This window comes from Halomonas profundus (assembly GCF_020865425.1).
GTDB classification, from domain to species: Bacteria; Pseudomonadota; Gammaproteobacteria; order Pseudomonadales; family Halomonadaceae; genus Vreelandella; species Vreelandella titanicae.
The window spans coordinates 838,153-859,474 of record NZ_CP086344.1 but is presented as its reverse complement, the minus strand read 5'-3'; the positions used below and the strand labels follow the sequence as shown (position 1 = coordinate 859,474).

Sequence of the window (21,322 nt, the reverse complement as noted above, 5' to 3'; positions counted from 1 at the left end):
TGAAAATCTTGATGGAGCACCCTGATGAAAGCAGCTTACTATGAAGCCCAAGGCAGCGCTCGTGATGTGCTGAAAGTCGGTGAATTGCCGACACCAGAACCAGGGCCAGACGAGGTGCGCGTACGCATTCATGTTTCTGGACTGAATCCTACCGATGTTAAAGCAAGAACTGGCTTCTCTTCAGAGATGCCTTATCCACGCATTATTCCTCATCAAGATGGTGCAGGCGTTATTGATGCGGTTGGCACGAACGTGTCATCGGATCGGCTTAGCGAGCGGGTTTGGGTATACGAAGCGCAATATGGCCGAGCAACAGGCACGGCAGCAGAGTTCGTTGTAGTTCCGTCTCGCCAAGCGGTTCACTTGCCAGATAAGGTCTCATTCGAAGTAGGGGCTTCGCTTGGGATTCCTGCGCTCACAGCTCACCGCTGCCTGTTTTCTGATGGCAGTCTTAAAGGTCGGCGGGTGCTGATTCATGGCGGAGCCGGCGTGGTCGGAACAGCAGCAATTCTATTGGCAAAGTGGGCCGGCGCATGGGTTTCAACAACGGTGATGAGCTCTGAACAAGCCACCGTAGCCGAAGAAAATGGCGCAGATCTAGTGATCGACCGAAAGTCGGAAGATGTTGCGAGTATTGTTTTGGAAGCAACAGAAGGACTCGGCGTTGACCATATTGTCGATGTCGCGTTGAAGCCCAATCTTGACATCAACTTGGCCTGCTTGTCCCAAGGTGGGGTTATAAGCGCCTACGCAACCGCCAATGCGACGGATGAGCTTTCCATTCCATTATTGAAGGCCATGATGCATGGTTGCGTCTTCCGTTTCGTATATATCTACAATGTACCCGATGAGTTGAAACAAGCTGCTATAGCGGATATCAACTCGTGCCTTGAGGCCGAATGCTATTTGCCAAAAATCGGTTTAAACATGCCTTTGCGGAATGTAGCGGATGCTCACGAGGCATTGGAATCGTCCAACGTTATAGGCAAGGTTCTTATACACATGTGAGCTGAGATTACTTGAAATCACGCATGACGACCATCACCACCAGCACTTCCGTCAGCAGTAACAGGTACACCCTAGTATGAATGCGGTCGAGAATGCGCCCGATCCATCGCGACGCCAGGCGGATCCCGAGCCATGAGCCCACCGTGCCATTGCATGGTCTGCCGTTGGTGGTGGCGCCATGTGGACAGGGAAGCAGCAAAGACCATCAACGCGTTTCAGCCAGGTTAACGCTAATGCTCAATACACCTCTTTCTGATGTGGATCATGTAGCAAGGCCCGTGGTGGCCATCGGCACTGACTACCGCCCCGGTACCCTCCTGGACTTCCATACCCATCGCCGTGCCCAGTTTCTCTATGGCATGACCGGCGTGATGGAAGTCAACACGGATGACGGCACCTGGATGGTGCCGCCCTATAGCGGCGTATGGCTACCTGCGGGCAAACGCCACCAAGTGCGCATGAACGGGGTGAGCACCCGAAGTCTGTATATCGAGCCCCACGTCGCGCCACGCGCTTCGCTCAACTGCGAGGTGCTGGTCGTGACGCCTCTCCTGCATTACCTGCTGCTGGCTTCCGCCCACATCCCCGCGCTCTATGACGAAAACGGCCGCGACGGTGCCCTGGCTCAATTACTCCTATACGAACTGGAACAGGCTCAGGCCCTGCCACTATTTGCGCCCCTGCCCCATGACCTTCCACTCGCCAGCCTGTGCAGAGAGTTTCTCGGCCAACCAAACATTCACACTCTTCCGGAGGAGTGGGCGCGGCAGTTACATTGCAGTCAGCGCACCTTCAATCGCCTGTTCCGTCAGCAGACCGGGCTCTCCTTTGGCGTATGGCGCCAGCAGGCCTGCCTGATGGCAGCAATTCCCAGGCTGCTCTCGGGCAGTTCCGTTACCCAAACCGCGCTGGAACTCGGCTATGACAGCCCAGCCGCTTTCTCCAGTATGTTTCGCAAGGTGCTCGGTCAATCTCCCAGCGCTTTTGTTCGGGCGGCTAGTCGCCCGCCGGAGGAAGGCGGCGGTTCTGGCTTGGTTTGCTGTCGTAAATTTATGCAGCAGATGGGCAAGTAGATGAGGTATTCGGAGCCCTGCAGATAGTCCTTGTCGCTTATTTAATCACCCGGGACTCAACACATAGATAGGAAAGTATTACCTCGACCGCATGGGCACGCCGCTCAATCAACCAATCCGGGTCAGCCAGATCCTGCTCGAAGATGATGGATAGCGTGTCGCGTTGATTGATGTGAATGATTGATAGCGAAAGAATAGAAATGTAGAGCTGGGTAGGGTCTACAGCCGAGCGAAATAACCCTGCTGCTTCCCCTCGCTTTAGGGTATCCCGGATCATGCCTACGAGCGGCGTCGTTTGCTGGACGACTTTGCTCGATTTGCGCAGCATGCGCCCACCCAGCAAGTTCTCATTGCGCACCAGGCTGGTGAACTCGGGATGCTCGGCCATATGATCGAAGGTGAATTCGACCAGCGCGCGCATACCTGCAACGGGCTCGAGATAGCTTAAATTGAGTGCCTGCTCCTTGGCGCGCAACTCCTCATAGACTCGTTCGAGAACAGTCAGGTAAAGACCTTCCTTGTCATCGAAGTAGTGATACACCATGCGCACATTACAATCGGCTGCACGCACGATACGTTCCATGCGAGCACCATCGTAGCCGCGCTCGGAAAACTCTTGAGTCGCCGCTTGAAGCAGGCGCTCGCGTGTTTCATGAGCATTACGGCGGGTTTTTCCCCGGGTACGGGCACTCTGTTTCATATCGAGCGTATCGCTTTTTGTCATGTACACATCCTTGTTTCTATTGGTGCTATAGCCCTAACGCGATGCCATCGCTGCGAGGGTCATGAGCGGCGTAAAAGCCTTTCGCCGGGTCGATAACGACCGCGCCGGGGTGGCCAGCCAGGGCACTTTGTGCGGGTAGCGGGCTCATCTGATGACCACGCCGGGTCAATTCAGCGAAAATAGCAGCTCCCGCATCCTGCTCAAGTTTTAGCGTGTCACGTCCATCGGAAAAGGTTCGCCCCAGTAGGAAGCGCGGCGCTTTAAGCGCACTGAGCGGATCCATGCCATAGTCTATCAAGCGCGTCAGCACGGCAGCGAGGGTTTGCGGCTGTCCATCTGCTCCTTGAGTACCGTAAAGTAAACGAGGCTTTCCATCGACACGATACATACCCGGGTTAAGGGTATGAAAAGGACGCTTTCCCGGGGCAATCACATTCGGATGAGCAGGATCAAGACTGAACGCGGCACCACGGTTATGCCACAAAATCCCCGTATCACCGACACTGACACCACTGCCCCAGTCGTAATAAATCGTCTGCAGCATGGAGACGGCATTACCGAAACGATCAGCGGCCGCTAGATAAACCGTATCGCCATGCTGATAAGCGAAGGGCCAATCCAATGCTTTCCCCGCCTCCACTTTTGCCGCTTCAGCATCAAGATGGGCAGGCGATAGCAACTTTTCACAAGGCACCGACGCGAAGTCGGGATCAGCCAAGTAGCTATTACGATCCAGGAAAGCACGCTTTACCGCCTCCACCAGCAGGTGGTAATAATCGGCGCTGCCTTCTTTGATCCTGGAGAGGTCAAAACGCGCCAGGATACCCATTATCTCTAGTGTCGTCATACCCTGGGTTGGGGGGCGATGGGCCAGCAGCTCGCCACCCCGATAGGGCACCGACAGCGGCGTTTCTATTCGTGCTCGGGTAGCCGCCAGATCAGCGCCGGTGAGTGGAGACCCTGCCGCTGCCAGTCCAGCGGCGATTTTCTCCCCCAACTGCCCTTCATAGAAATCCCGGTAGCCGTGAGTCGCAATGGACTGCAGTGAAGCGGCCAGCTGTGGCTGGTACAGTTTTTCACCCTCATGGGGAATCTTCCCGCCTGGCATAAAGTGCTCTCGCACGCCTGGCATCATCGACAGGTCATCGCTGCGAAAATCAAGCCAAAAGCGCTGCGATGGCGTTATCGGGAAGCCTTCCCTCGCTAGCTGTATCGCTGGTTCTAACAGCGCTGCCCAGCCCATTTTTCCGCCACAGCTCTGACGGGAAATCTCATGCGCCTGCCCCCAGGTATCGACCGTGGCAGCCGTCGTTAACATGGAACCTGGCCCTCTCGCAGGGAGCTTGCCAGATAATTTCAGGTTGGCTTTTGGCGCCTGACCAATGCCTGACAGGGTTTGCACGCCACCGTTTGCATCCGCAATGATCATGAAGGCATCGCCGCCAAGCCCGGTAAAATGCGGATACGTCACTGACAGACAAGCCCCCATGGTGATGGCAGCCTCAACCGCATTGCCTCCTTGACGAAGTACCTCACGACCCGCCTCTGTTGCCAACGTATGTGGACTGGTCACCACCCCCTCATGGGAATGCGCCAGCGCTGATGAAGTTAAACTAATAGACATTGCTACCATCCTTATTCTGGCTGTTTAGCCGCCATACACCACACTGGGTAGCCACATACTGATCGCAGGAATATAGGTCAGCAAAATCAAGGCAAACAGCGCAATGCCAATAAAGGGCAAGGCACCACGTACCGCCTGGACGTAATCGACGCCGTTGATAGTGCCCGCCACAAACAGGTTGAGGCCAAATGGCGGCGTAAACATACCAATCGCCCCATTCACGGTCAGTACTGCCCCTAGGTGGACAGGGTCAATACCAACGCGCATACCCACGGTGTAAAACAGGGGGGCGAGAATCACCATGATGGAGGAAGCATCGAGGAACATGCCGGCAATCAGTACCGTCACATTGATCAGCAGGAAGATATGGTACGGATTCTCGGATAACGACAGGATAGCGTTGGCCAACATGGCCGCTAGCCCATTACTGGAAAGAAACCACGCCAGAACCGAGGCAGCAGCGAGAATAATCATTACCTGAGCCGTTGTGGTCGCCGCTTCAATCATGCTTTGGAATAGCTCTGCAAAGCTCTTCTCACGATAAATCAGGGCTGAGACCAACAGAGCATATACCACTGATACAGCGGCGGCTTCAGTGGGCGTAAAGATACCCAGATAAATCCCACCCAAGACGACGAGAGGCACACCCAACCCCCACGAAGCATCTTTGAATCCTGCTAACACCTCGCCCCAACTGGGCGGTTTCATGGGGGTGACACCGTCCTTTTTGGCGCGGTACCAACAGTAAGGCAATAAGCATGCTGCATATAATAAACCGGCTCCCACCCCCGCCATGAACAGCGCACCCACGGACACCCCAGTGACAGCCGCGTAGACGATCATTACAACCGAAGGGGGAATGATGATGCCCAATGAACCGGCAGACACCAGCACGCCAATCGAAAATTGACCGGAATATCCTTCCTTGCGCATGGCCGGATAGAGCAATGAGCCCACCGAAACCACCGTGGCCGGGCTAGATCCGGAAATAGCGCCAAAAAACATACTCGCTGATACCGCCGTCATCCCCATACCACCGGTAAAGCGTCCTACCAACAAGTTGGCCAAGCGGATGATACGCTGCGATAACCCACCCGCGCTCATCAAGCTACCGGTGAGAATAAAAAAGGGTATCGCCATCAATGGGAACTTATCCAACCCGGCAAACAATCGCTCAGCCACGATCGCCAATGGAATATGGCTAAAGCTCCCCATCGCCACCGTGACGGAACCCGCCAATGCAATAAAGATGGGCGTTCCCACTAACATCAAAACAGCTAATAGCACCAGGAATGTGATGACCATATTCTTATCCAATTTGATCAAGGTGGGCAGAGGCTTGCTCTCGACCAAGCAACGTCCGGAAGAAATGCTGGGTAAAGCGAATACCCATTAAAAGAGCGCCCACCGGAATGGCCAACTGAACGATCCACATGGGCGCTTGTAGAGCAGAACTCACCTGACCAAACCGATGGGTTTGCTCGGTTAACTGGAAACCGTAAACCACCAGGAAAAGGCAAAAAGCGATAGAAACCGCATGAACTAGCAACTCTATCCATTTCGCCATGAGGGGAGGACTAAACCTGCGTAGAATATCGATCCCAATATGAATCCCTTGCCGTGCAGCAACGCTCGCGCCAAGCAGCACCATCCATACAATTTGGTAACGCACCAGCTCCTCAGCCCATGCAAAACCATCGTTAAACACGTAGCGTGCAATGACGTTGGCGAAAAGAATGAACGAGGCGGACAAAATCAGCAGGCCAATCAAAACCTCCTCGGCACGCGATATTAGGCGATCAAGTTTGCGCATAGCGGACTCCACCAGCGATGAAAACAATGGGGAAGGAAAGGGCTATCGGGATCACCGATCAGCCCTTTAATGGGTTACGCGCTACTATTCGGCATCAGCAATGGCTTGCTGGAATTCCGCCATTAGATCTGCGCCAATTTCATTGGCAAACTCATCGTGCACCGACGCTGTCGACTCTCTGAAAGCCGTCAGTTGGGCATCATCCAGTGTGCTCACGTTAGTGCCACTGGCTTCGATAGTGGCAATGTAGCCCGTTTCACGGCGGGCGGTTTCTTCACGCTGGAATACGGTGGTTTCACGTGCAGCGTCCGTCAATAGCGCCTGATTCTCAGGGCTTAAGCTATCGAACCAACTCTGGCTAAACAGAAATGCATAGGCTAGATAAGCGTGATTGCTGATAACCACATCCGACTGCACTTCATAAAATTTCATTTGTGTAATCGATACCAGCGGATTTTCCTGGCAGTCGACAATGCGTTGTTGCAGCGCGTTGTAGGTTTCGCCGAAGGCAATCGGTACCGGGTTAGCGCCCATCGCTTTAAACTGTTCCATGATGATAGGGCTTTGCATCACGCGTACCTTTTGGCCTGCGAAGTCTTCCGGGCCATTAACGGGTTGGTCGCAGGTAAATTGCTTGAAACCACTTTCCCAAAAAGTAACCCCCTTCAGACCCACCTGTTCCACAGTCGCCAATAGATCATCACCGGCCTGCCCATCAAGAACGGTGTGGGCGATATCGGGAGAAGGGAACAAGAAAGGCAGATCGACGATCTGCATGGCGGGAACGAAGCCCGATAACTTGGCGGTCGGAATAATCGCTGCTTCCACAGCTCCCATCTGCAACTGTTGGGTGACTTCGACATCATCACCGAGTGTGTTGTTGGGGAAAATTTCTACTGAAATCTCACCGCCACTACGCTCAGCCACCATGTCCCTGAAGCGCTCAGCTGCTAGGTGCTGTGCGCTATCTTCAGGCAAATCATGATGGAACTTGATATGGATATCGGCACTCGCCATGCCGGTGTGTACCAAGGTGCCCAACGCGAAACTACAAGCGAGGGCCTTCAGCTTCATGTTCTTAAATTGCTTTTTCATGGTGTGATCCTTGCCATTGCGCCCATTCAGAAAACACTCTTCATGGAGCGAGTTAAGTAACTATTTACTTACTTAAAGAAAAAGCAATTATCATGCCACCTTGAAACATGAGAGATTCTGCGGGTTGTTGAACGTATCTATGCATAAATTCGCACCAACTTTGTGCTAAAGGGCTCAATATGGTGCGAATTTATTCGGGGCCTGATGCCACCCATCAAGCCATCGTCCTCTTAGTCAATTCTTGGCAGGATCGGGCCGGAAGCTCTTTGCCGCCCGGCAGTTTTTGAACAGCTTTTGCATCGAGGGCTTGGGGGTCGAACAGAGCGCGCTACTTGAAGGCTTTGAGGCAGCGCGCAGTTACTCCGTTAAAAAGACGGCCAGTGGTGCTATTCCCAAATATACATGAGCCGATTGCATCATCTATTCAGATCATCTTATGAGCCGAATAAGGTTTATATTCGGCTCATGGGCTAGTCGGAGGGTATGTTGGGGTAAGAAGAATGGGTTAAGCAATTAAAGTGCCCAGCAGACCGCACCAGTTAGGCTTCAAAAGGGTTAATGACGTCCACATTGGCTGCCTCAAAAGGAGCCATATCTCTGGAGGCGACTTGATAGCCTTGTGATACGGCAATAGCAGCAATGTAGCCATCCGGCACAGGAAAACCACGCCCGGCGGTTCTGGCTGTCACGGCTAGCTCTGCATACTTGCGAGCGGCGTCAACGTCAAAGGACAAAATCCGCCCTCTGAACAACTCCACAAGGCCGCCCAAGGTCTCGCTCAACATGTCCTTGCGCTTCCCGTTGGGCAGCGCCGCAATACCAAATAACAACTCTGCAAGTGTGACACTAGACAGGTATAACGTTTCAGCCGACTGCTCATTAAGCCAAGCTCTGACGGCTGGATCAGGCTCGGGTTTCATCGCCTCGGAAACGACATTGGTATCCAGAACGATCATTCAAACCTCATCGGTTCAGCAGGCGTCTTGTCACGCACCTTTTCAAAGACCGCTACGTCTTCATTGGTCAACCCGATCTTGCGACCCAAATCAGCCAGGGCATCACCCATTTTGAGGCGACTTTCTGGCCGTGTGATCTCTTCCAGGATGGCCCGCACCTCAGCCTCGGCGCTGCGGTGATTCTGCTTGGCTCGCGCTTTTAGTGCATTGTGTACTTCGTCAGGAATGCTTCTAATAGTCATCATGCCCATAGCCCAAACTCCTATTGCATGTGGTAAGCGCAGCTGCGCTCCAACTGCATTCAGTATAGTATACTGGATGCAAAAGGCAAGCACTTGCAACACTGCTTTTCAGAAGTAACGTGTACTTTAAGGATATTTTGCAACCGCAAAGCGATGCCTGCATAACTAATCCCGTGGAGAACACTCCCGCACCAATTGCTGACATATTTGGTCAAGAGGCTGCTTTTGTGGCCAAAAGACAATCAGATTATGGTCACACCGGCTTCTTTGCTGAGCGGGTACTACTGATCCGCCAAAACGGCTATTCATTACTGACTATGAACCATTGCATCAGGTTATTTCATGGCATGGGGAATGTCTGCCATCCTCAGCAGCCAAATACAGAAAGGGCAGTCACTTGGACTGCCCTTTCGTTTTATGTGTGAAGCGGGAATACGTAAATGAAAGCACGGATCAGCGCTGACCTTCAGTGCGCAGCTTTGCCACTTCATCTAGCGCCAAGCCTATCGCTTCAGCAATCTGCTCATCACTCTACACCTCACGCAGCCAACCCAATAATGCCTCGCTGCCTGGGCGCTGAGGTGCGCCTTGACGTGTGTATAGGACAATAGCATCGTGCTGAGGCGATGGGTGTCCGGAATCAGTGAACCACTACATAAAGCAGTTTAGTGTCGTAAGGTTGGCGCGGATCCTTGTGTAAACCAACTACTCGCTAACCAATGAAATCGGATGGGCAAAAAGTTATTATCCAGCTAAATAATTTTTCTACCGAATTCATGCACTTTTATATCCTCTCACTGGACACTCTATGCATAACCTATGGATTCCCGTCGTCGCCATTTTCGTCGTTGCTGGCCTGGTATTCGGTAACCAGGCCTATTCTGAGGCCCAGCGTGATGCCCACATCGCCGCGACTATATCTGAACACCTCGACAGCCAGGCACCGGCCGAAATTTCCCACTTGACGCAAGTCAATAAGGGCTATGGGGTGTGCGGCGACTATGAGCTTTCAAGCGCCGAGTCCGGTCGTTTCTACTACAATCACGCCACCAAGCGCCTAGTGTTGAGTACCGATGCTCCGCTGTATCACGACAACTGCGAGGGCGTCTCTGACTGACCCCTTAGAACCTGTTCACGATCTTTTCAGCAGTAAAGTGATTGCGCACAAACCCCATGCCCCTCCTCACGCAGCGCTTTTCTATGCCGCTGCCGATTACCCCCAAGCAAGCTGCCAGATCGAAGGCGAACCGCACAGTTATCAGGGGCGCTACTTCTGTTCCGCATGCGGTTCGTCGGTTTTTTCGGTAAGCGAGGAAGAAATCGAAATACACCTTGGTACCCTTGATTCACCCAATCAACTTAAACCGACGTATGAGCTTTGGGGCATTCGCCGCGAACATTGGCTACCGCCATTTCAAAACGCGGAGCGATACGAACGGGATAGGGAAGTTTGAGCAGGCTCAAGGGCTGCCGCTTAGGTCAGAAGGCAATCGATCAGCGCTGACCTTCAGTGCGCAACTTAGCCACTTCACCCAGCGCCAAGCCTGTCGCTCCAGCAATCTGCTCATCACTCAGCACTCAGCACTCAGCACTCCCAGCTTGAGCAGATTACGGGCCGTTTTCTCAATACCCAGCTTTTCGCCTTTCACAATACCCAGCTTTTCGCCTTCCTGGCGCTCTTGCTGAGCCCAGTTTTCCAAATTTTCTGCCAACATATCTTTATCCTCCACCAAACTATTGAACTGTTGGCTACGCGGTCAGCAACTCCATTTCCTCGCGGCTACGAACCGGATGGCGGATCGCCTCTTTGGCTATATTCACTTCTAATGCTACTTTCGCAATATCCAGCACGCCAACATCAATTTGGTAACCCTCTCGGGTCATCAACCAGTCAAGCACCTCCGCCAGGTGCCAGATTGAGGCACTGCCTTCGTGAACCGGCACAGGAAACGTCGCTCGGTGGGTGAGCATCAGCTTTCGCATTGCCTGTCGCGAAACGCCCACAACGTCTGCTACATCCGTCAGGCCAACAAGATCCGGCGAAGCCTCGATCAGCCGCGCGGAAGGGATCGCTTTTTTTACGTCAACCAGGGCACTGTGAACCGCTTCCGCGGCGCTGCCCGCTTCACGAGAGAATTCCAGCGCCAAGCGGCCCGGCTGCCCCACGCCCACCAGAGCATCATCGCAACCGGCAGCGCCCAAACGCTCCACTAGCGCATCTAGGTCGGAGTCAGCCAGTTGGTATTTCAGCGTAAAAACATACTCCATTCTTCAATCCTCCGGCTCCGCTTCGTCTCGACGCTTGTGGGTCGAGCACTTGTCCACCACTCTCCGAATTGCCCGGGCGTGGCTGCCGGGATTTTTCGGTGTACTCCACACGCTCGCGATACAAAACTCACCGCAGCGGCATTCATCATCATTATAGGGACAGTAAATCTTGCCCCAGGCGTGACTACCGCCGACTTCAACTCACCAGCCCTCCGCTTCCGCATGTTTGAGGGCAGTTTCGATCTCTTTTTTCGGATGTGATGGACGAGGCATTATTTGCCTCTGAGTATGAAGCCCCCTTCAATGGTTGTCAATTGACAACCATTGAAGCAGCAATTCATATGCTTGCCGACGTTCATCTAAATAGATAGACCCAAGTGTCTCTTTTAACTCCCTAATAAAAATTTAAGGAAGCTCTGAAAAAGTCACTGCCATCAGTGATAATACGGCTATCGTCAACTGCATAGGATTCAGTGCTGCCATGGATCAAATCACCTTCTCCGAAGCCGAGTACCAGAACAAGAAGAGAAAGACTCGCCGCGAACTCTTTCTGGAGCGGATGGACAAGCTGATCCCCTGGACGCAGCTGGAGAAGAAGATAGCCCGTTATTACCCCAAGGGCGAGAGCGGGCGGCCTCCGTATCCGTTGTCTGCCATGCTCCGCGTCCATTGCATGCAGTTGTTTTACAACCTGAGCGATCCGGCCATGGAAGACGCCCTCTACGAGATCGAGTCCATGCGCCAATTCGCCGGTTTGAAACTAGACCGATTGCCGGACGAAACCACGATTCTCAAGTTTCGCCATTTTCTGGAACACCACGGCCTTGGCAAGGTGCTGTTCCAGGAAGTGAACAACCACCTAGAGAAAAATGGCCTGATGCTGCGCGAAGGGAGCATTGTCGATGCCACTATCATCTCTGCGCCTAGTTCCACCAAAAACAAAAAAGGCGAGCGCGATCCGGAAATGCACCAGACTAAAAAAGGTAGCTCTTGGCACTTTGGCATGAAAATGCATATAGGTGTCGACGATAAGCTTGGGTTGATTCACAGCATCGAGACCACGGCTGCCAATGTCCATGACATTGTGCCTGCCGATAAGCTCCTTCACGGTGAAGAGCAACGCGTCTTCGGTGATGCCGGTTACCTGGGTATTCAAAAACGCGACGAGCACAAGCACCGCAACGATATCTCTTGGTATATTGCCAAACGGCCTGGCACCCGCAAGAAGCTAGATGCCAGGCGACAGAAAGTCGAAAACATCAAAGCCAGTATCCGTGCCAAGGTGGAGCACCCCTTTCGGTACATCAAACAAGTTTTTGGTTATGGCAAGGCTCGCTATCGTGGACTGGCCAAAAACACTCAGCGCCTGCACTTGCTGGCGGCGTTCAGCAACCTGCTGATCAGTGAGAAATACCTATGGGAATAGGGCGATTGCGCTCCTTTCCCGCTCAATGAGCGGGAAAGGAGCAAAAATACACAAAGAAAGGGAGAAGAGTGTCTGAATTTTCGATTTTTTGTCGGCTCAAGTAAGCGTTGATGAATATCGGCAGTTATTCAGACCTTCTCTAAAAAAGAATATCAGTATGTGCAACACTTAACCTGACGCTGGGGGCTTTCATGGCATGGGGAATGTCTGCCATCCTCAGCAACCAAATACAGAAAGGGCAGCAAATTGGACTGCCCTCTCGTTTTATGTGTGAAGCGGGAATACGTAAATGAAAGCAAGGATCAGCGCTGGCCTTCAGTGCGCAGCTTAGCCACATCCTCTAACGCCAAGCCTGTCGCTCCTGCAATCTGCTCATCACTCAGCACCCCCAGCTTGAGCAAATTACGGGCTGTTTTCTCGATGCCTAGCTTTTCACCTTTCTCAATGCCCAGCTTTTCGCCTTCCTGAAGACCTACTTGGCGTTCTTGCTGTGCCCAGTTTTCCAAATTTTCTGCCAACATGTCTTTATCCTCCACCAAACTGTTGAGCTGATTGAGGTCGACCTCAGCCCCTAGCCGCTGCAAGTGGCGTTTAAGCCAGCGGGTAATAATCTTGTCGATACGCTCTTTGTGAGGATCGGCCTGAATAATCGCCACAATCCGATCCACGGCTTTTTGCAGCCCTTGCCAGTTAACGTTGACTGACCACACCACGTCCTCAATTTTTACTTCGAACAGTGGCGTAATGTAGTTGCCGCTCTGGCTCTTCAGGGTAGAAAAATCCATTAACCGGGCAATCTCGGCGGGAGCAAAGCCTTCGATGAGTTGCTGAACAAATTCAGGATAACTAAACAACTCTTTGTAGCCGGTATCGTGGTGGTTATTAACCATGGAGACCTCTGCCAATCGTTACGAGACAGATTACCATGCTCATCCATCCGTAATACATTCACACCATGCGATGGAAAGCCCGTTACGCTTTGCACTCTTTCAGTAGTTGTTGGCCGACCTGATTCAGCGGCTGCCGTTTAGCCCAAAAGGCAATCAGGTTCCGGTCACGTTGGGGAGATAGCGGCAGCGTTACCACATTAGTCGCTGGTTTATTGTTTAACGCCAATGTGGGCACTAGGCTAACACCGACATCGCCAGCAACCATCTGCAACAACGTGCGCGTATCGCGTACCCAAAAATCCACCTGAAAAGTATCGACTTCCTCCAATGAGTGAGCAAATATCTGCTGAATAAGCGCCTCACAACCCCCTGACGACATAATCAACGGATGATCGGCAAGCTCCGCTACCGTAACGCTAGCTTGTTTGCAGAGTGAGTGGTTCTCGGGTAAAACGGCAACGACCTCATCCTTCTTTAGTAGCTGCCAATCGAAGTGCTCACACCAGTAGGTGAGATTAAGCTGCGTCACATCGGTGGTTATGCCCATATCAACCACGCCGCTTTCCACCCACTCCTTTATCTCTTCCTCCATGCCTTCCAGCACAAGGCTAATGGCATCAGGGTAGCGGCTCGTTAAGCTAGAAAGGGGTGGGGATAACCATCCCGTTAATGCACTGGGAATTACACCTATTTTCAGCGTTTCATCTACTTCATTATGAAATTGGGCCACTTGCTGGCTCAATACCTGAAACTCTCCTACAACCTTTCTGGCACTAGTAAGCACTAACTCGCCTAAGGCAGTCGGCTCCCATCTTTCCGCCGCTTTTGTGATAAGTGGGCCACCTACCAGCTTTTCCAATGCCTGCATTGAGTGACTTACGCCAGATTGGCTAACGCCCAGTCGCGCCGCCGCCCGGGTATAGGATTGCTCTTCCACTACCGCAAGCAGCACACGTAGTTGGGCAATAGAGATGTCGGCGCCTCTTATCATCATCCCTCCTCATAACGGCCATGAGCGAACCGAGTTTCCAGCCAAGCACTAGCGCCTTCTATGCTGGCCTTTCATTTATCATCCTGACCTGGAAATCCCATGTCCATCGTTCTGGCACTAAGCGCCATGTTGTTGCTCGGCAGTACACACTTTATCAATGGCTTGCTCGCCCGTTTTTACCCGCCGCTTAATATTGGTTTTTACACCCATCTGGGCGGGGCGCTTGTCAGTCTTGCAGGCGCGCTGCTCTTTTCCACATGGGAGCCAGATACCTGGAAATGGGGTACGCTTGCTGGCCTTGGCTCAGCCCTGGGCGCATTGCTGCTTTATAAAGGCTTATCGCAGGCTCCCTTTGCTATCGTAGTGCCTGTTAGCGCTGTCTCGATGGTAACCATCGCCCTTGGGCTCTCTTTGGTATTTCTTGGCGAGCGGCCCAGCGCTTGGGTATGGCTAGGTGTGATGATCGCCTTGCCCGCTATCTGGCTAACGACGGGCGGAGGTAGGATAAACAAAGGGCAGGTGAGCAGCATAATCAGAACAGGCCTGCTCTTTGGGTTAGGTGCAGGGTTGGGGTTTTCTCTGCAGCTGCACTTTCTTGGGCAGGTGCCCGACCATGCGGCGCTGTATGGCATCGCCCTATGCATGCTAAACGGTGCCGTGTGTTTACTGCCGTTTTACCAACGCACGAAGCCAGCACAAATACGCTTTCCACTTTTCTCAACGATGGCGGGTGGTATCAGCGCTCTAGGGCTTACGTTCTATGCGCTATCACGGCAAGAGCAGCTCACCATTATCAGCATTGTAATTGTGTCGATGTACCCGCTGATACCCGTCGTATTCGGCTCACTGGTTCGCAAGGAGGCGGTTAGCGGCACCAGCATGGTGGGGATAGCGTTGTCTATTGTAGCGACGATGTTGATTGTGGCGGGGAATGGTTAGATAGCACTCAGCCGTTTCGGGTGTGTCAGTTTGTGGATTTGTAGTGGCGACGCAAACCGAATATTCGGTTTGGACATATCAACAGTTCGATATTGACCTGCCCAACAATACACATTGCCTAGCCAAGATCTGTGCCACTGGCAAATCGTCTGGACAGTAAGCATTCAGGGAAGGCGTCAGAAACTTGTATATATAGAGCTTCAAGCAGCTCCGTTTGATCTCTTCTTCGTGCGCCCTGTTTAGCCATACACGAGCCGATTGCCTCCATTCAGCTCATATTATGAGCCGATTATGGCTTCTATTCGGCTCATGGGCGAATCAGCGGACTTGTTGGTAAAGAAGAGTGGGTTAAACAGTAGAAATGCTCAGTAGACCGCACCAGTTAGTCCTCTTGCCTTTCTTGTCAGCCATATCCATATTTATTACTTTTGAACACGGGAAGCATTCTATGACGTCAACAAGTCTTAGCTTGGAAAAACGCAAAAGCAAACTTGAGGCGCTACGTACACATCTAGCTCAAGGTACCAGACAAGCTAGAGCTGGTGAATTCGTGGACGATTTCTCGATGGATGCATTAATCAGCGACTTAGATAGTGAAGCGTGATGCCCACATTCCATATCACACCGAGGGCGCCGCTCCGATCTACCTACCCTAGCAACACTTCCAGCTTTCTCCGTTGCTCAGCATGCTTGGCGGCATTTTCGTTTTTCAGTTTTCCCAGATTGATAAGCTTCCAGCGTACGGCTGGCAGATCCACCGCCCGAGGGTGAGCAATAGCATCAAAATCGGGCGTACCGTCATGCAGGCTTATTAGGAATCGCTTGGTGTTCTCATCGAAGCGGGAATGAATATCTGCAATCAATCGTTTACGGGTGTCCAAGAGCTCTTGGAGACTGACAGAAGCTCTGGTCATTCCCTCAAATTCTTGAGTATAAGGCTGATCAAGATTGATGAGATTCGGATTCAGCAGCTCATGCGCGGGGCGCGACGAACTCGCAATGTAGATCAAAAAGGTGCGAAATAGATCATCCGTTAGGCCCTCGTTCTCGTAAAGCAGCTTCACATCGTAAAGGTCGCGCGGATGCTGACGGTCGACGGCTGCGTTCAACTTACCGCCGAACAGATCTTCGAAGGAGACAATCTGCATCTCTGCGTAGCCGAACTCATCTTCAACAGCTTCGGAGACGGAAAGCGTTTCAGGCTCATGAACGACACCGCGTGTGACTGGAGAGGTTTCGATCTTGATCTCTACACCACCCATGCGAGCAAGAAGACGAGTGGCACCACCACCGCCGCCCTTTATACGTTGTGTTTTGGCACCAACGATACCGCCTTCAATGGCCCCCGCAATGCGATCCATCGCGTTGTTGATCTCGGAAAGGCTATCGATTCGATCTTTCACCGGCAGGTAGGTCAGGTCGATATCGACCGACAAACGCGGAAGATCACGATAGAACAGGTTTATCGCCGTGCCGCCCTTGAGCGCGAATACATCTTCCTTGGCGACATGCGGGAGAATACGCACAAGAAGTGCGACCTGTGCTTCATAGGTTTCACGTGCCATCGTTGGCCTCCGCCGTTACAAACGCTTCAGGCACCATAATCCGATAGCGCGGATGTATCTTGCCCCCTTTTACCAGCGCGCGGTCGCCACTTCCAAGATTGAACTCTGCTGGGTCGAGGCGCTTGCGCCAGGGGTGATCGTGGCGATCTGCAAAAACAAAGAACAGACGCTTTACCTTGATCTTCTTACAACTATGCAGCAGCGCTGACAGTAGTTTCGGGCGCAGCGTTGTCAGGCTCTCAAATAGCATATCGAGGTTGTGAAAACTCTCAAGGTCGGGCAGCTCGTTCATAGCTTCCATAATTGCCCTTTCGGGTGCCGACATTTTAAGCATCCAGTCCCATGGCAGCGTGCCTTCGGCATTGATGTTGTCCTTGGCCAACCCAAGCGATGAGTCGGCGAACAGCGAGGTGCTACGGGTTTGAAGTGGTGCGTTGAGTGGCAGCTTGCTGAGCCAATTGGGCGTGGCCTCGCCATATACCCAGACAGGCGCATTGCTGCCCAGACGCAGATAGTGATCGTAGCCCTGTTGGGCAAGCGCCGAGGTACCGCCGACATGGATGTCATAGCGCATAATATGCTGCATGGAAAGCAGGCAGGTTTTCCAATCGATGGTGGCCGGCGTTGTTGCATTCGGCACGGGGCGTCGGAAGACGCCGCGGTTAACGCGCTCCAGCCAGCTGTTATCGACGTATTTGCGAGCAAGGAAACGGCTGACACCGTGGCGTTCAAGCCATGCGGTGTCAACCATGAATCCTGAAGGTATGGCTTCAAGCACCTTCTTTAGCTTTTCTTCTTTAAGTGTACTCATGGTTCACAAATTAGCACTTAACTAAATAATCTGCCATGAGACTCTTTAATATCATCAAATTTTGTGTACCTTTAGCTCACCAATTATCTATCTTTTAAAGAACCAAGGGAGGGCGATTTACCCGCTTAATATCCGCGCCTGCTTGTAACCGAGATACAAACTAATTCCGGGCTCTTAGGCGAATCCGCCTCCTGCAACAGCTCGATTTATGTCGGTTTGCTGGCATCAAATACCAACGAGACGGCGGCAAGACAAAATCGAAAGTGCCACTTACTTTGAATGTATGATTCTTCTGGAGATTGGCAATGGAACAACTAACAGGTGGCTGTCTCTGCGGTAAGATCCGAATCGTGGCCAATGGCGAGCCGCTCCGGGTAGGTATTTGCCACTGTATGGATTGTCGCAAGCATCATGGGGCGCTTTTCTATGCGGCTGCTGATTATCCCAAGCAAGCTGTCATTATCGAAGGCATACCGCACAGTTATGAGGGGCGTAACTTCTGTTCGGCATGCGGTTCGTCGGTTTTTTCGGTAAGCGAGGAAGAAATCGAAATACACCTTGGTGCTCTTGATGCTCCGAATCAACTGAAACCGACATATGAGCTTTGGAACATTCGCCGCGAACATTGGCTACCGCCATTTCCAAACGTGGAGCGATATGACCGGGATCGGGAAGGTTGAGCATGCTCAAGAGCGGCCGCTTAGATCAGCGCTTACCTTCAATGCGCAGCTTCACCACTTCATCTAAAGCCAGACCTGTCGCTTCAGCAATCTGCTCGTCACTCAGCACTCCCAGCTTGAGCAGATTACGAGCTGTTTTCTCAATACCCAGCTTTTCGCCTTCCTGAATGCCTACTTGGCGTTCTTGCTGAGCCCAGTTTTCCAAATTTTCTGCCAACATGTCTTTATCCTCCACCAAACTGTTGAGCTGATTGAGGTCGACCTCAGCCCCGAGCCGCTGCAAGTGGCGTTTAAGCCAGCGGGTAATAATCTCGTCAATACGCTCTTTGTGAGCTCGTACAAACCTTAGCATCACTCATCACCCAACACCTCACGCAGCCAACCCAATAACGCCTCGCTGCCTGGGCGTTGAGGTGCGCCCTGGCGTGTGTATAGGGCGATAGCATCGTGCTGGGGCAAGCTCTCTGTCACCGGGCGGATCAGTTCGCCATTTTCAATTAAGCGTTGCGTTGTGCGCTGCCATCCCAAGGCAATACCGTGCCCCGCGACAGCCGCTTGCAGTAGCAGCGGATAACTGTCGAAAACAGCACTCTCCGCCGATGAGAGTTCAAAGTGCCCCATGGCACGAAACCAGCCATCCCACTCCAGCCAATCCGCCGGGTCAGCGTGGTAGTGCAGTAGCCGCTGGTTCAGCAAAGCGTTGAGACTCAACGGCGTAGTGACCCCTTTCAGGTACGCTGGGCTGCAGACCGGAAATATCTCGTCCTCGGCGGTAAACACCAATCGATGGCTGCCGCTGGGCCTACCGTTGGTTTGCAGCGCAATGTCGAAGCTGCCACTAAATTCGGTAATCGGCCTTGTCGACGTCGCCAGCTGTATCTCAATCTCAGGATAGCGACGATTGAAATCAGCCAACTGAGGCATCAGCCAATAGAACGCTTCGCATAACTGGCAGAACAACACGACACGTTTATCATTTGGGTCGCCGCGCAGCGCCTGAGCCCCGGTGGCGACACTTTCCAGCGCCTGGGAGACAGTACGGCCAAACTCACGCCCTTCACGGGTAAGAAACACACGGCGATGACGGCGCTCGAAAAGCATCACGCCAAGATCTTCCTCCAGCGCACGGATCTGTCGGCTGACAGCCGCCTGGGTCAGGTGGAGCTCATCGGCCGCGCGCGAAAAGCTCTCAAGCCTGGCGGCAGCCTCAAAGGGGCGCAGCGTCGCCAGCGGTGGAAGAGACTTGATGAAGTTATCCATAATCTGAGCTCATGCATGGTGACGCAGAAGTCGTTTGAAGCACTGCTAGAGGCAGCGGCACTCTAGAGCGGAATTCATACCTGGAACGCTGCAATGAAGGCCACCGCTGAACCACAAGATAATATCCTACAGGGCATAAGCCTTATCGTGGGGGCTGTCTTTCTGCTGGCGTTGACCGACGCTCTGGTTAAGTATCTGAGTGCCAGTATGTCGCTATGGCAACTCTATGTCATCGCCTCAACACTCTCGCTGCCGATACTCTTTGGATTGATCATTGGCCATTCAGGCCCCCGCCCCAAAGTAAAATCACGCCGCTGGGTGGCGATAAGAAGCCTGCTTCTGTTGCTGATGTGGATAGCCTACTACGCAGCACTACCGCTGATTCCGCTCTCGGTGGCAGCGGTCGCTATTTACACCACGCCGCTGTTTATTGCCGTGCTGGCTGCTTTTGGGGCAGGCGAGCATCTTTCACGCCAGGCGTGGCTAGGCATCTTCTGCGGATTCCTGGGCGTGGTGGTGGTGTTGCGCCCTGGCGGCGACACCTTCACACCCGCCACACTGCTACCCGTGCTTGCCGCCCTCTTTTATGCGCTAGCCATGCTGGTCACTCGCCACCACTGCCAAAGAGAGCACCCCTTACTTCTCACCCTGGGATTAAATCTAGCCTTCCTGGCAGCAGGCAGTCTTTTCAGCGTGCTGGTGGCAATCAACAGCACAGCATCGCTCGCTGAACGCGCGCCGTTCCTGTTCGCCGGTTGGCAACCGCTAGACGCCGAAGCGTTATTGATCGTGGGCGCCTACGCGCTACTGCTGATCATTGTGAATACCGGGGTGGCCAGGGCCTATCAAATTGCCCCTTCGACGTTGATCGGCACCTTTGATTACGCCTACCTCATCTTTGCCAGCCTTTGGGGCTACCTGGTATTCAGCGAAGTGCCTGATGCTATGACTTGGCTGGGTATGGGCATGATCTTAATCGCGGGAGTGATGGTGTTACGGCAATGGCGGGTCTGACGCCTATTTCTTGATGAACTACCGAAAAGCCTTCGGTAGTTGCTTAACCAGCATCACCAAATTCCTTTACCACCTCAGTTATTCAGATCATATCTTGAGCCGATTATGGTTTATATTCGGCTCATAGGTCAGCCAATGGCAGATAAGAATAGCAAGGAACTGTATAGCTCTATCCAACGGTGCCGGTTCCTCACTATGTCTGCGAAGCACCACCATCAGCAAACAATTCCACCCCGTTAACATAGCTGGCGGCATCGCTGGCCAGGAAGGCAGCAACGGAGGCAATCTCCTCCGGTTCACCGATGCGCCCTAGCGGACTTTTGGCTGTCAGGAACGCCATGCCTTCCTCGGCGTGCTCGCCGAATGCCTCGCGCAATGAAGCCGTGTTGGTGGGCCCAGGGCTCAGGATATTGATGCGAATACCCGTTCCCTTCAGTTCCGTCACCCAACTGCGCACCATATTGCGCACGGCCGCCTTGGTGCCACCGTAGATGCTCATGGTCGGCCCTGGGTCTATTGAGGACGAGGAACCAACGATCACAATGCTGGCACCAGAGCCCATCAATCCCAGCGCCCCCTGAACGGTCAGCACCACGCCTTTAACGTTGGTCGAGAGCTGCTGGTCGATCTGTTCCTCGGTGATCTGCCCAAGCGGTGCGTGGCTGCCGCCTCCGGCATTGGCCACCAGGATATCGATACGCCCGAAGCGTTCTCTCACGGACTCATAGAAAGATGCCAAGCTCGCAGCACTGGCGACATCAGCCACTATCCCCGTAGCGCTGCTGCCCAACCGTTGCACAGCTTCATCCAATACCGTCTGCCGCCTCCCCGTTATCACGACATCGGCTCCGTCATCGATCAAGCGCTTGGCGATGGCAAACCCGATACCACTGCTACCGCCGGTCACGACAGCAACGTTACGGTTCATGTTCTGTTTCACAGC

Annotated in this window: 26 protein-coding genes; 9 read left to right on the top strand and 17 right to left on the bottom strand. The window is 53.0% G+C overall.

Going from position 1 to position 21,322, the window contains the following annotated elements:
- The first annotated feature begins 24 nt into the window (after positions 1–24).
- Positions 25–1,008, top strand: coding sequence for an NADPH:quinone reductase (locus LMS44_RS04060; RefSeq protein ID WP_138801328.1), 984 nt, complete (start codon positions 25–27; stop codon positions 1,006–1,008).
- Positions 1,009–1,015: 7 nt separating this feature from the next.
- On the opposite strand, the gene LMS44_RS04055 is transcribed toward LMS44_RS04060, so the two are convergent.
- Positions 1,016–1,150, bottom strand: a complete 135-nt coding sequence (locus LMS44_RS04055) for a hypothetical protein (RefSeq protein WP_498946885.1) — start codon at positions 1,148–1,150, stop codon at positions 1,016–1,018.
- A 91-nt stretch (positions 1,151–1,241) separates the two neighbouring features.
- On the opposite strand from LMS44_RS04055, the gene LMS44_RS04050 reads away from it, so the two are divergent.
- Entirely contained in the window at positions 1,242–2,081 is an 840-nt protein-coding gene (locus LMS44_RS04050; protein WP_138801329.1) for an AraC family transcriptional regulator, read from the top strand.
- A gap of 37 nt (positions 2,082–2,118) precedes the next feature.
- Here the strand turns inward: LMS44_RS04050 and LMS44_RS04045 are convergent, their stop codons facing one another.
- From LMS44_RS04045 to LMS44_RS04015, 7 genes are all read right to left on the bottom strand, one after another.
- Positions 2,119–2,805 carry a TetR/AcrR family transcriptional regulator gene (locus tag LMS44_RS04045; protein ID WP_138801330.1) on the bottom strand — a complete coding sequence of 229 codons (687 nt, stop codon included), beginning with the start codon at positions 2,803–2,805 and terminating at the stop codon, positions 2,119–2,121.
- 25 nt (positions 2,806–2,830) lie between these two features.
- Positions 2,831–4,429: a gamma-glutamyltransferase gene (gene ggt / locus LMS44_RS04040; RefSeq protein ID WP_414121336.1), complete on the bottom strand. Its 1,599-nt coding sequence runs from the start codon at positions 4,427–4,429 to the stop codon at positions 2,831–2,833.
- Between the two features lie 24 nt (positions 4,430–4,453).
- Positions 4,454–5,734: a TRAP transporter large permease gene (locus LMS44_RS04035; RefSeq protein WP_230804796.1), complete on the bottom strand. Its 1,281-nt coding sequence runs from the start codon at positions 5,732–5,734 to the stop codon at positions 4,454–4,456.
- A gap of 4 nt (positions 5,735–5,738) precedes the next feature.
- A complete protein-coding gene (locus tag LMS44_RS04030; protein ID WP_051051946.1) occupies positions 5,739–6,242 on the bottom strand; it encodes a TRAP transporter small permease in 504 nt (167 codons plus the stop codon).
- 84 nt (positions 6,243–6,326) lie between these two features.
- A complete protein-coding gene (locus LMS44_RS04025; RefSeq protein WP_009286830.1) occupies positions 6,327–7,337 on the bottom strand; it encodes a TRAP transporter substrate-binding protein in 1,011 nt (336 codons plus the stop codon).
- A 539-nt stretch (positions 7,338–7,876) separates the two neighbouring features.
- A complete protein-coding gene (locus tag LMS44_RS04020) occupies positions 7,877–8,293 on the bottom strand; it encodes a type II toxin-antitoxin system VapC family toxin (protein WP_022519783.1) in 417 nt (138 codons plus the stop codon).
- Positions 8,290–8,544, bottom strand: a complete 255-nt coding sequence (locus LMS44_RS04015) for a FitA-like ribbon-helix-helix domain-containing protein (protein WP_022519784.1) — start codon at positions 8,542–8,544, stop codon at positions 8,290–8,292. The genes LMS44_RS04020 and LMS44_RS04015 overlap by 4 nt, the downstream gene beginning before the upstream one ends.
- 110 nt (positions 8,545–8,654) lie before the next feature.
- Between LMS44_RS04015 and LMS44_RS04010 the strand changes: the two genes are divergently transcribed.
- The 3 genes from LMS44_RS04010 (at position 8,655) to LMS44_RS04000 (ending at position 9,989) form a co-directional block, all read left to right on the top strand.
- Complete coding sequence (locus tag LMS44_RS04010; protein WP_022519785.1) at positions 8,655–8,960, top strand: hypothetical protein; 306 nt, start codon at positions 8,655–8,657, stop codon at positions 8,958–8,960.
- A gap of 383 nt (positions 8,961–9,343) precedes the next feature.
- Positions 9,344–9,652 (top strand): hypothetical protein, encoded by a 309-nt coding sequence (locus tag LMS44_RS04005; protein ID WP_498946881.1) that lies wholly within the window; start codon positions 9,344–9,346, stop codon positions 9,650–9,652.
- Positions 9,609–9,989, top strand: a complete 381-nt coding sequence (locus LMS44_RS04000; RefSeq protein ID WP_498946879.1) for a GFA family protein — start codon at positions 9,609–9,611, stop codon at positions 9,987–9,989. The genes LMS44_RS04005 and LMS44_RS04000 overlap by 44 nt, the downstream gene beginning before the upstream one ends.
- A gap of 117 nt (positions 9,990–10,106) precedes the next feature.
- Here LMS44_RS04000 and LMS44_RS03995 read toward each other — a convergent pair whose 3' ends face one another.
- Positions 10,107–10,250: a hypothetical protein gene (locus tag LMS44_RS03995; protein ID WP_498946878.1), complete on the bottom strand. Its 144-nt coding sequence runs from the start codon at positions 10,248–10,250 to the stop codon at positions 10,107–10,109.
- 34 nt (positions 10,251–10,284) lie between these two features.
- Positions 10,285–10,803, bottom strand: a complete 519-nt coding sequence (locus tag LMS44_RS03990; protein WP_498946877.1) for a helix-turn-helix transcriptional regulator — start codon at positions 10,801–10,803, stop codon at positions 10,285–10,287.
- A gap of 481 nt (positions 10,804–11,284) precedes the next feature.
- Between LMS44_RS03990 and LMS44_RS03985 the strand changes: the two genes are divergently transcribed.
- Positions 11,285–12,229, top strand: coding sequence for an IS5 family transposase (locus LMS44_RS03985; RefSeq protein ID WP_153844212.1), 945 nt, complete (start codon positions 11,285–11,287; stop codon positions 12,227–12,229).
- Between the two features lie 302 nt (positions 12,230–12,531).
- On the opposite strand, the gene LMS44_RS03980 is transcribed toward LMS44_RS03985, so the two are convergent.
- A complete protein-coding gene (locus tag LMS44_RS03980) occupies positions 12,532–13,119 on the bottom strand; it encodes an RpnC/YadD family protein (protein WP_498946876.1) in 588 nt (195 codons plus the stop codon).
- Between the two features lie 82 nt (positions 13,120–13,201).
- On the bottom strand, positions 13,202–14,113 hold the full coding sequence (locus tag LMS44_RS03975) for a LysR family transcriptional regulator (RefSeq protein WP_498946875.1): 912 nt from the start codon (positions 14,111–14,113) through the stop codon (positions 13,202–13,204).
- A gap of 96 nt (positions 14,114–14,209) precedes the next feature.
- On the opposite strand from LMS44_RS03975, the gene LMS44_RS03970 reads away from it, so the two are divergent.
- A complete protein-coding gene (locus LMS44_RS03970; RefSeq protein ID WP_498946874.1) occupies positions 14,210–15,049 on the top strand; it encodes a DMT family transporter in 840 nt (279 codons plus the stop codon).
- A gap of 647 nt (positions 15,050–15,696) precedes the next feature.
- Here LMS44_RS03970 and LMS44_RS03965 read toward each other — a convergent pair.
- Positions 15,697–16,614: a nucleotidyl transferase AbiEii/AbiGii toxin family protein gene (locus LMS44_RS03965; protein WP_498946873.1), complete on the bottom strand. Its 918-nt coding sequence runs from the start codon at positions 16,612–16,614 to the stop codon at positions 15,697–15,699.
- Positions 16,604–17,425, bottom strand: a complete 822-nt coding sequence (locus LMS44_RS03960; protein ID WP_498946872.1) for a type IV toxin-antitoxin system AbiEi family antitoxin — start codon at positions 17,423–17,425, stop codon at positions 16,604–16,606. The genes LMS44_RS03965 and LMS44_RS03960 overlap by 11 nt, the downstream gene beginning before the upstream one ends.
- A 305-nt stretch (positions 17,426–17,730) precedes the next feature.
- On the opposite strand from LMS44_RS03960, the gene LMS44_RS03955 reads away from it, so the two are divergent.
- Positions 17,731–18,105, top strand: a complete 375-nt coding sequence (locus tag LMS44_RS03955) for a GFA family protein (RefSeq protein WP_498946870.1) — start codon at positions 17,731–17,733, stop codon at positions 18,103–18,105.
- 25 nt (positions 18,106–18,130) lie between these two features.
- On the opposite strand, the gene LMS44_RS03950 is transcribed toward LMS44_RS03955, so the two are convergent.
- Positions 18,131–18,457 (bottom strand): RpnC/YadD family protein, encoded by a 327-nt coding sequence (locus LMS44_RS03950; protein WP_498946868.1) that lies wholly within the window; start codon positions 18,455–18,457, stop codon positions 18,131–18,133.
- Positions 18,457–19,365 (bottom strand): LysR family transcriptional regulator, encoded by a 909-nt coding sequence (locus LMS44_RS03945; RefSeq protein ID WP_498946866.1) that lies wholly within the window; start codon positions 19,363–19,365, stop codon positions 18,457–18,459. The genes LMS44_RS03950 and LMS44_RS03945 overlap by 1 nt, the downstream gene beginning before the upstream one ends.
- Positions 19,366–19,458: 93 nt before the next feature.
- On the opposite strand from LMS44_RS03945, the gene LMS44_RS03940 reads away from it, so the two are divergent.
- Positions 19,459–20,379, top strand: coding sequence for a DMT family transporter (locus LMS44_RS03940; RefSeq protein ID WP_498946865.1), 921 nt, complete (start codon positions 19,459–19,461; stop codon positions 20,377–20,379).
- Positions 20,380–20,572: 193 nt separating this feature from the next.
- On the opposite strand, the gene LMS44_RS03935 is transcribed toward LMS44_RS03940, so the two are convergent.
- Entirely contained in the window at positions 20,573–21,319 is a 747-nt protein-coding gene (locus LMS44_RS03935) for an SDR family NAD(P)-dependent oxidoreductase (RefSeq protein ID WP_498946864.1), read from the bottom strand.
- Between the last annotated feature and the right edge of the window lie 3 nt (positions 21,320–21,322).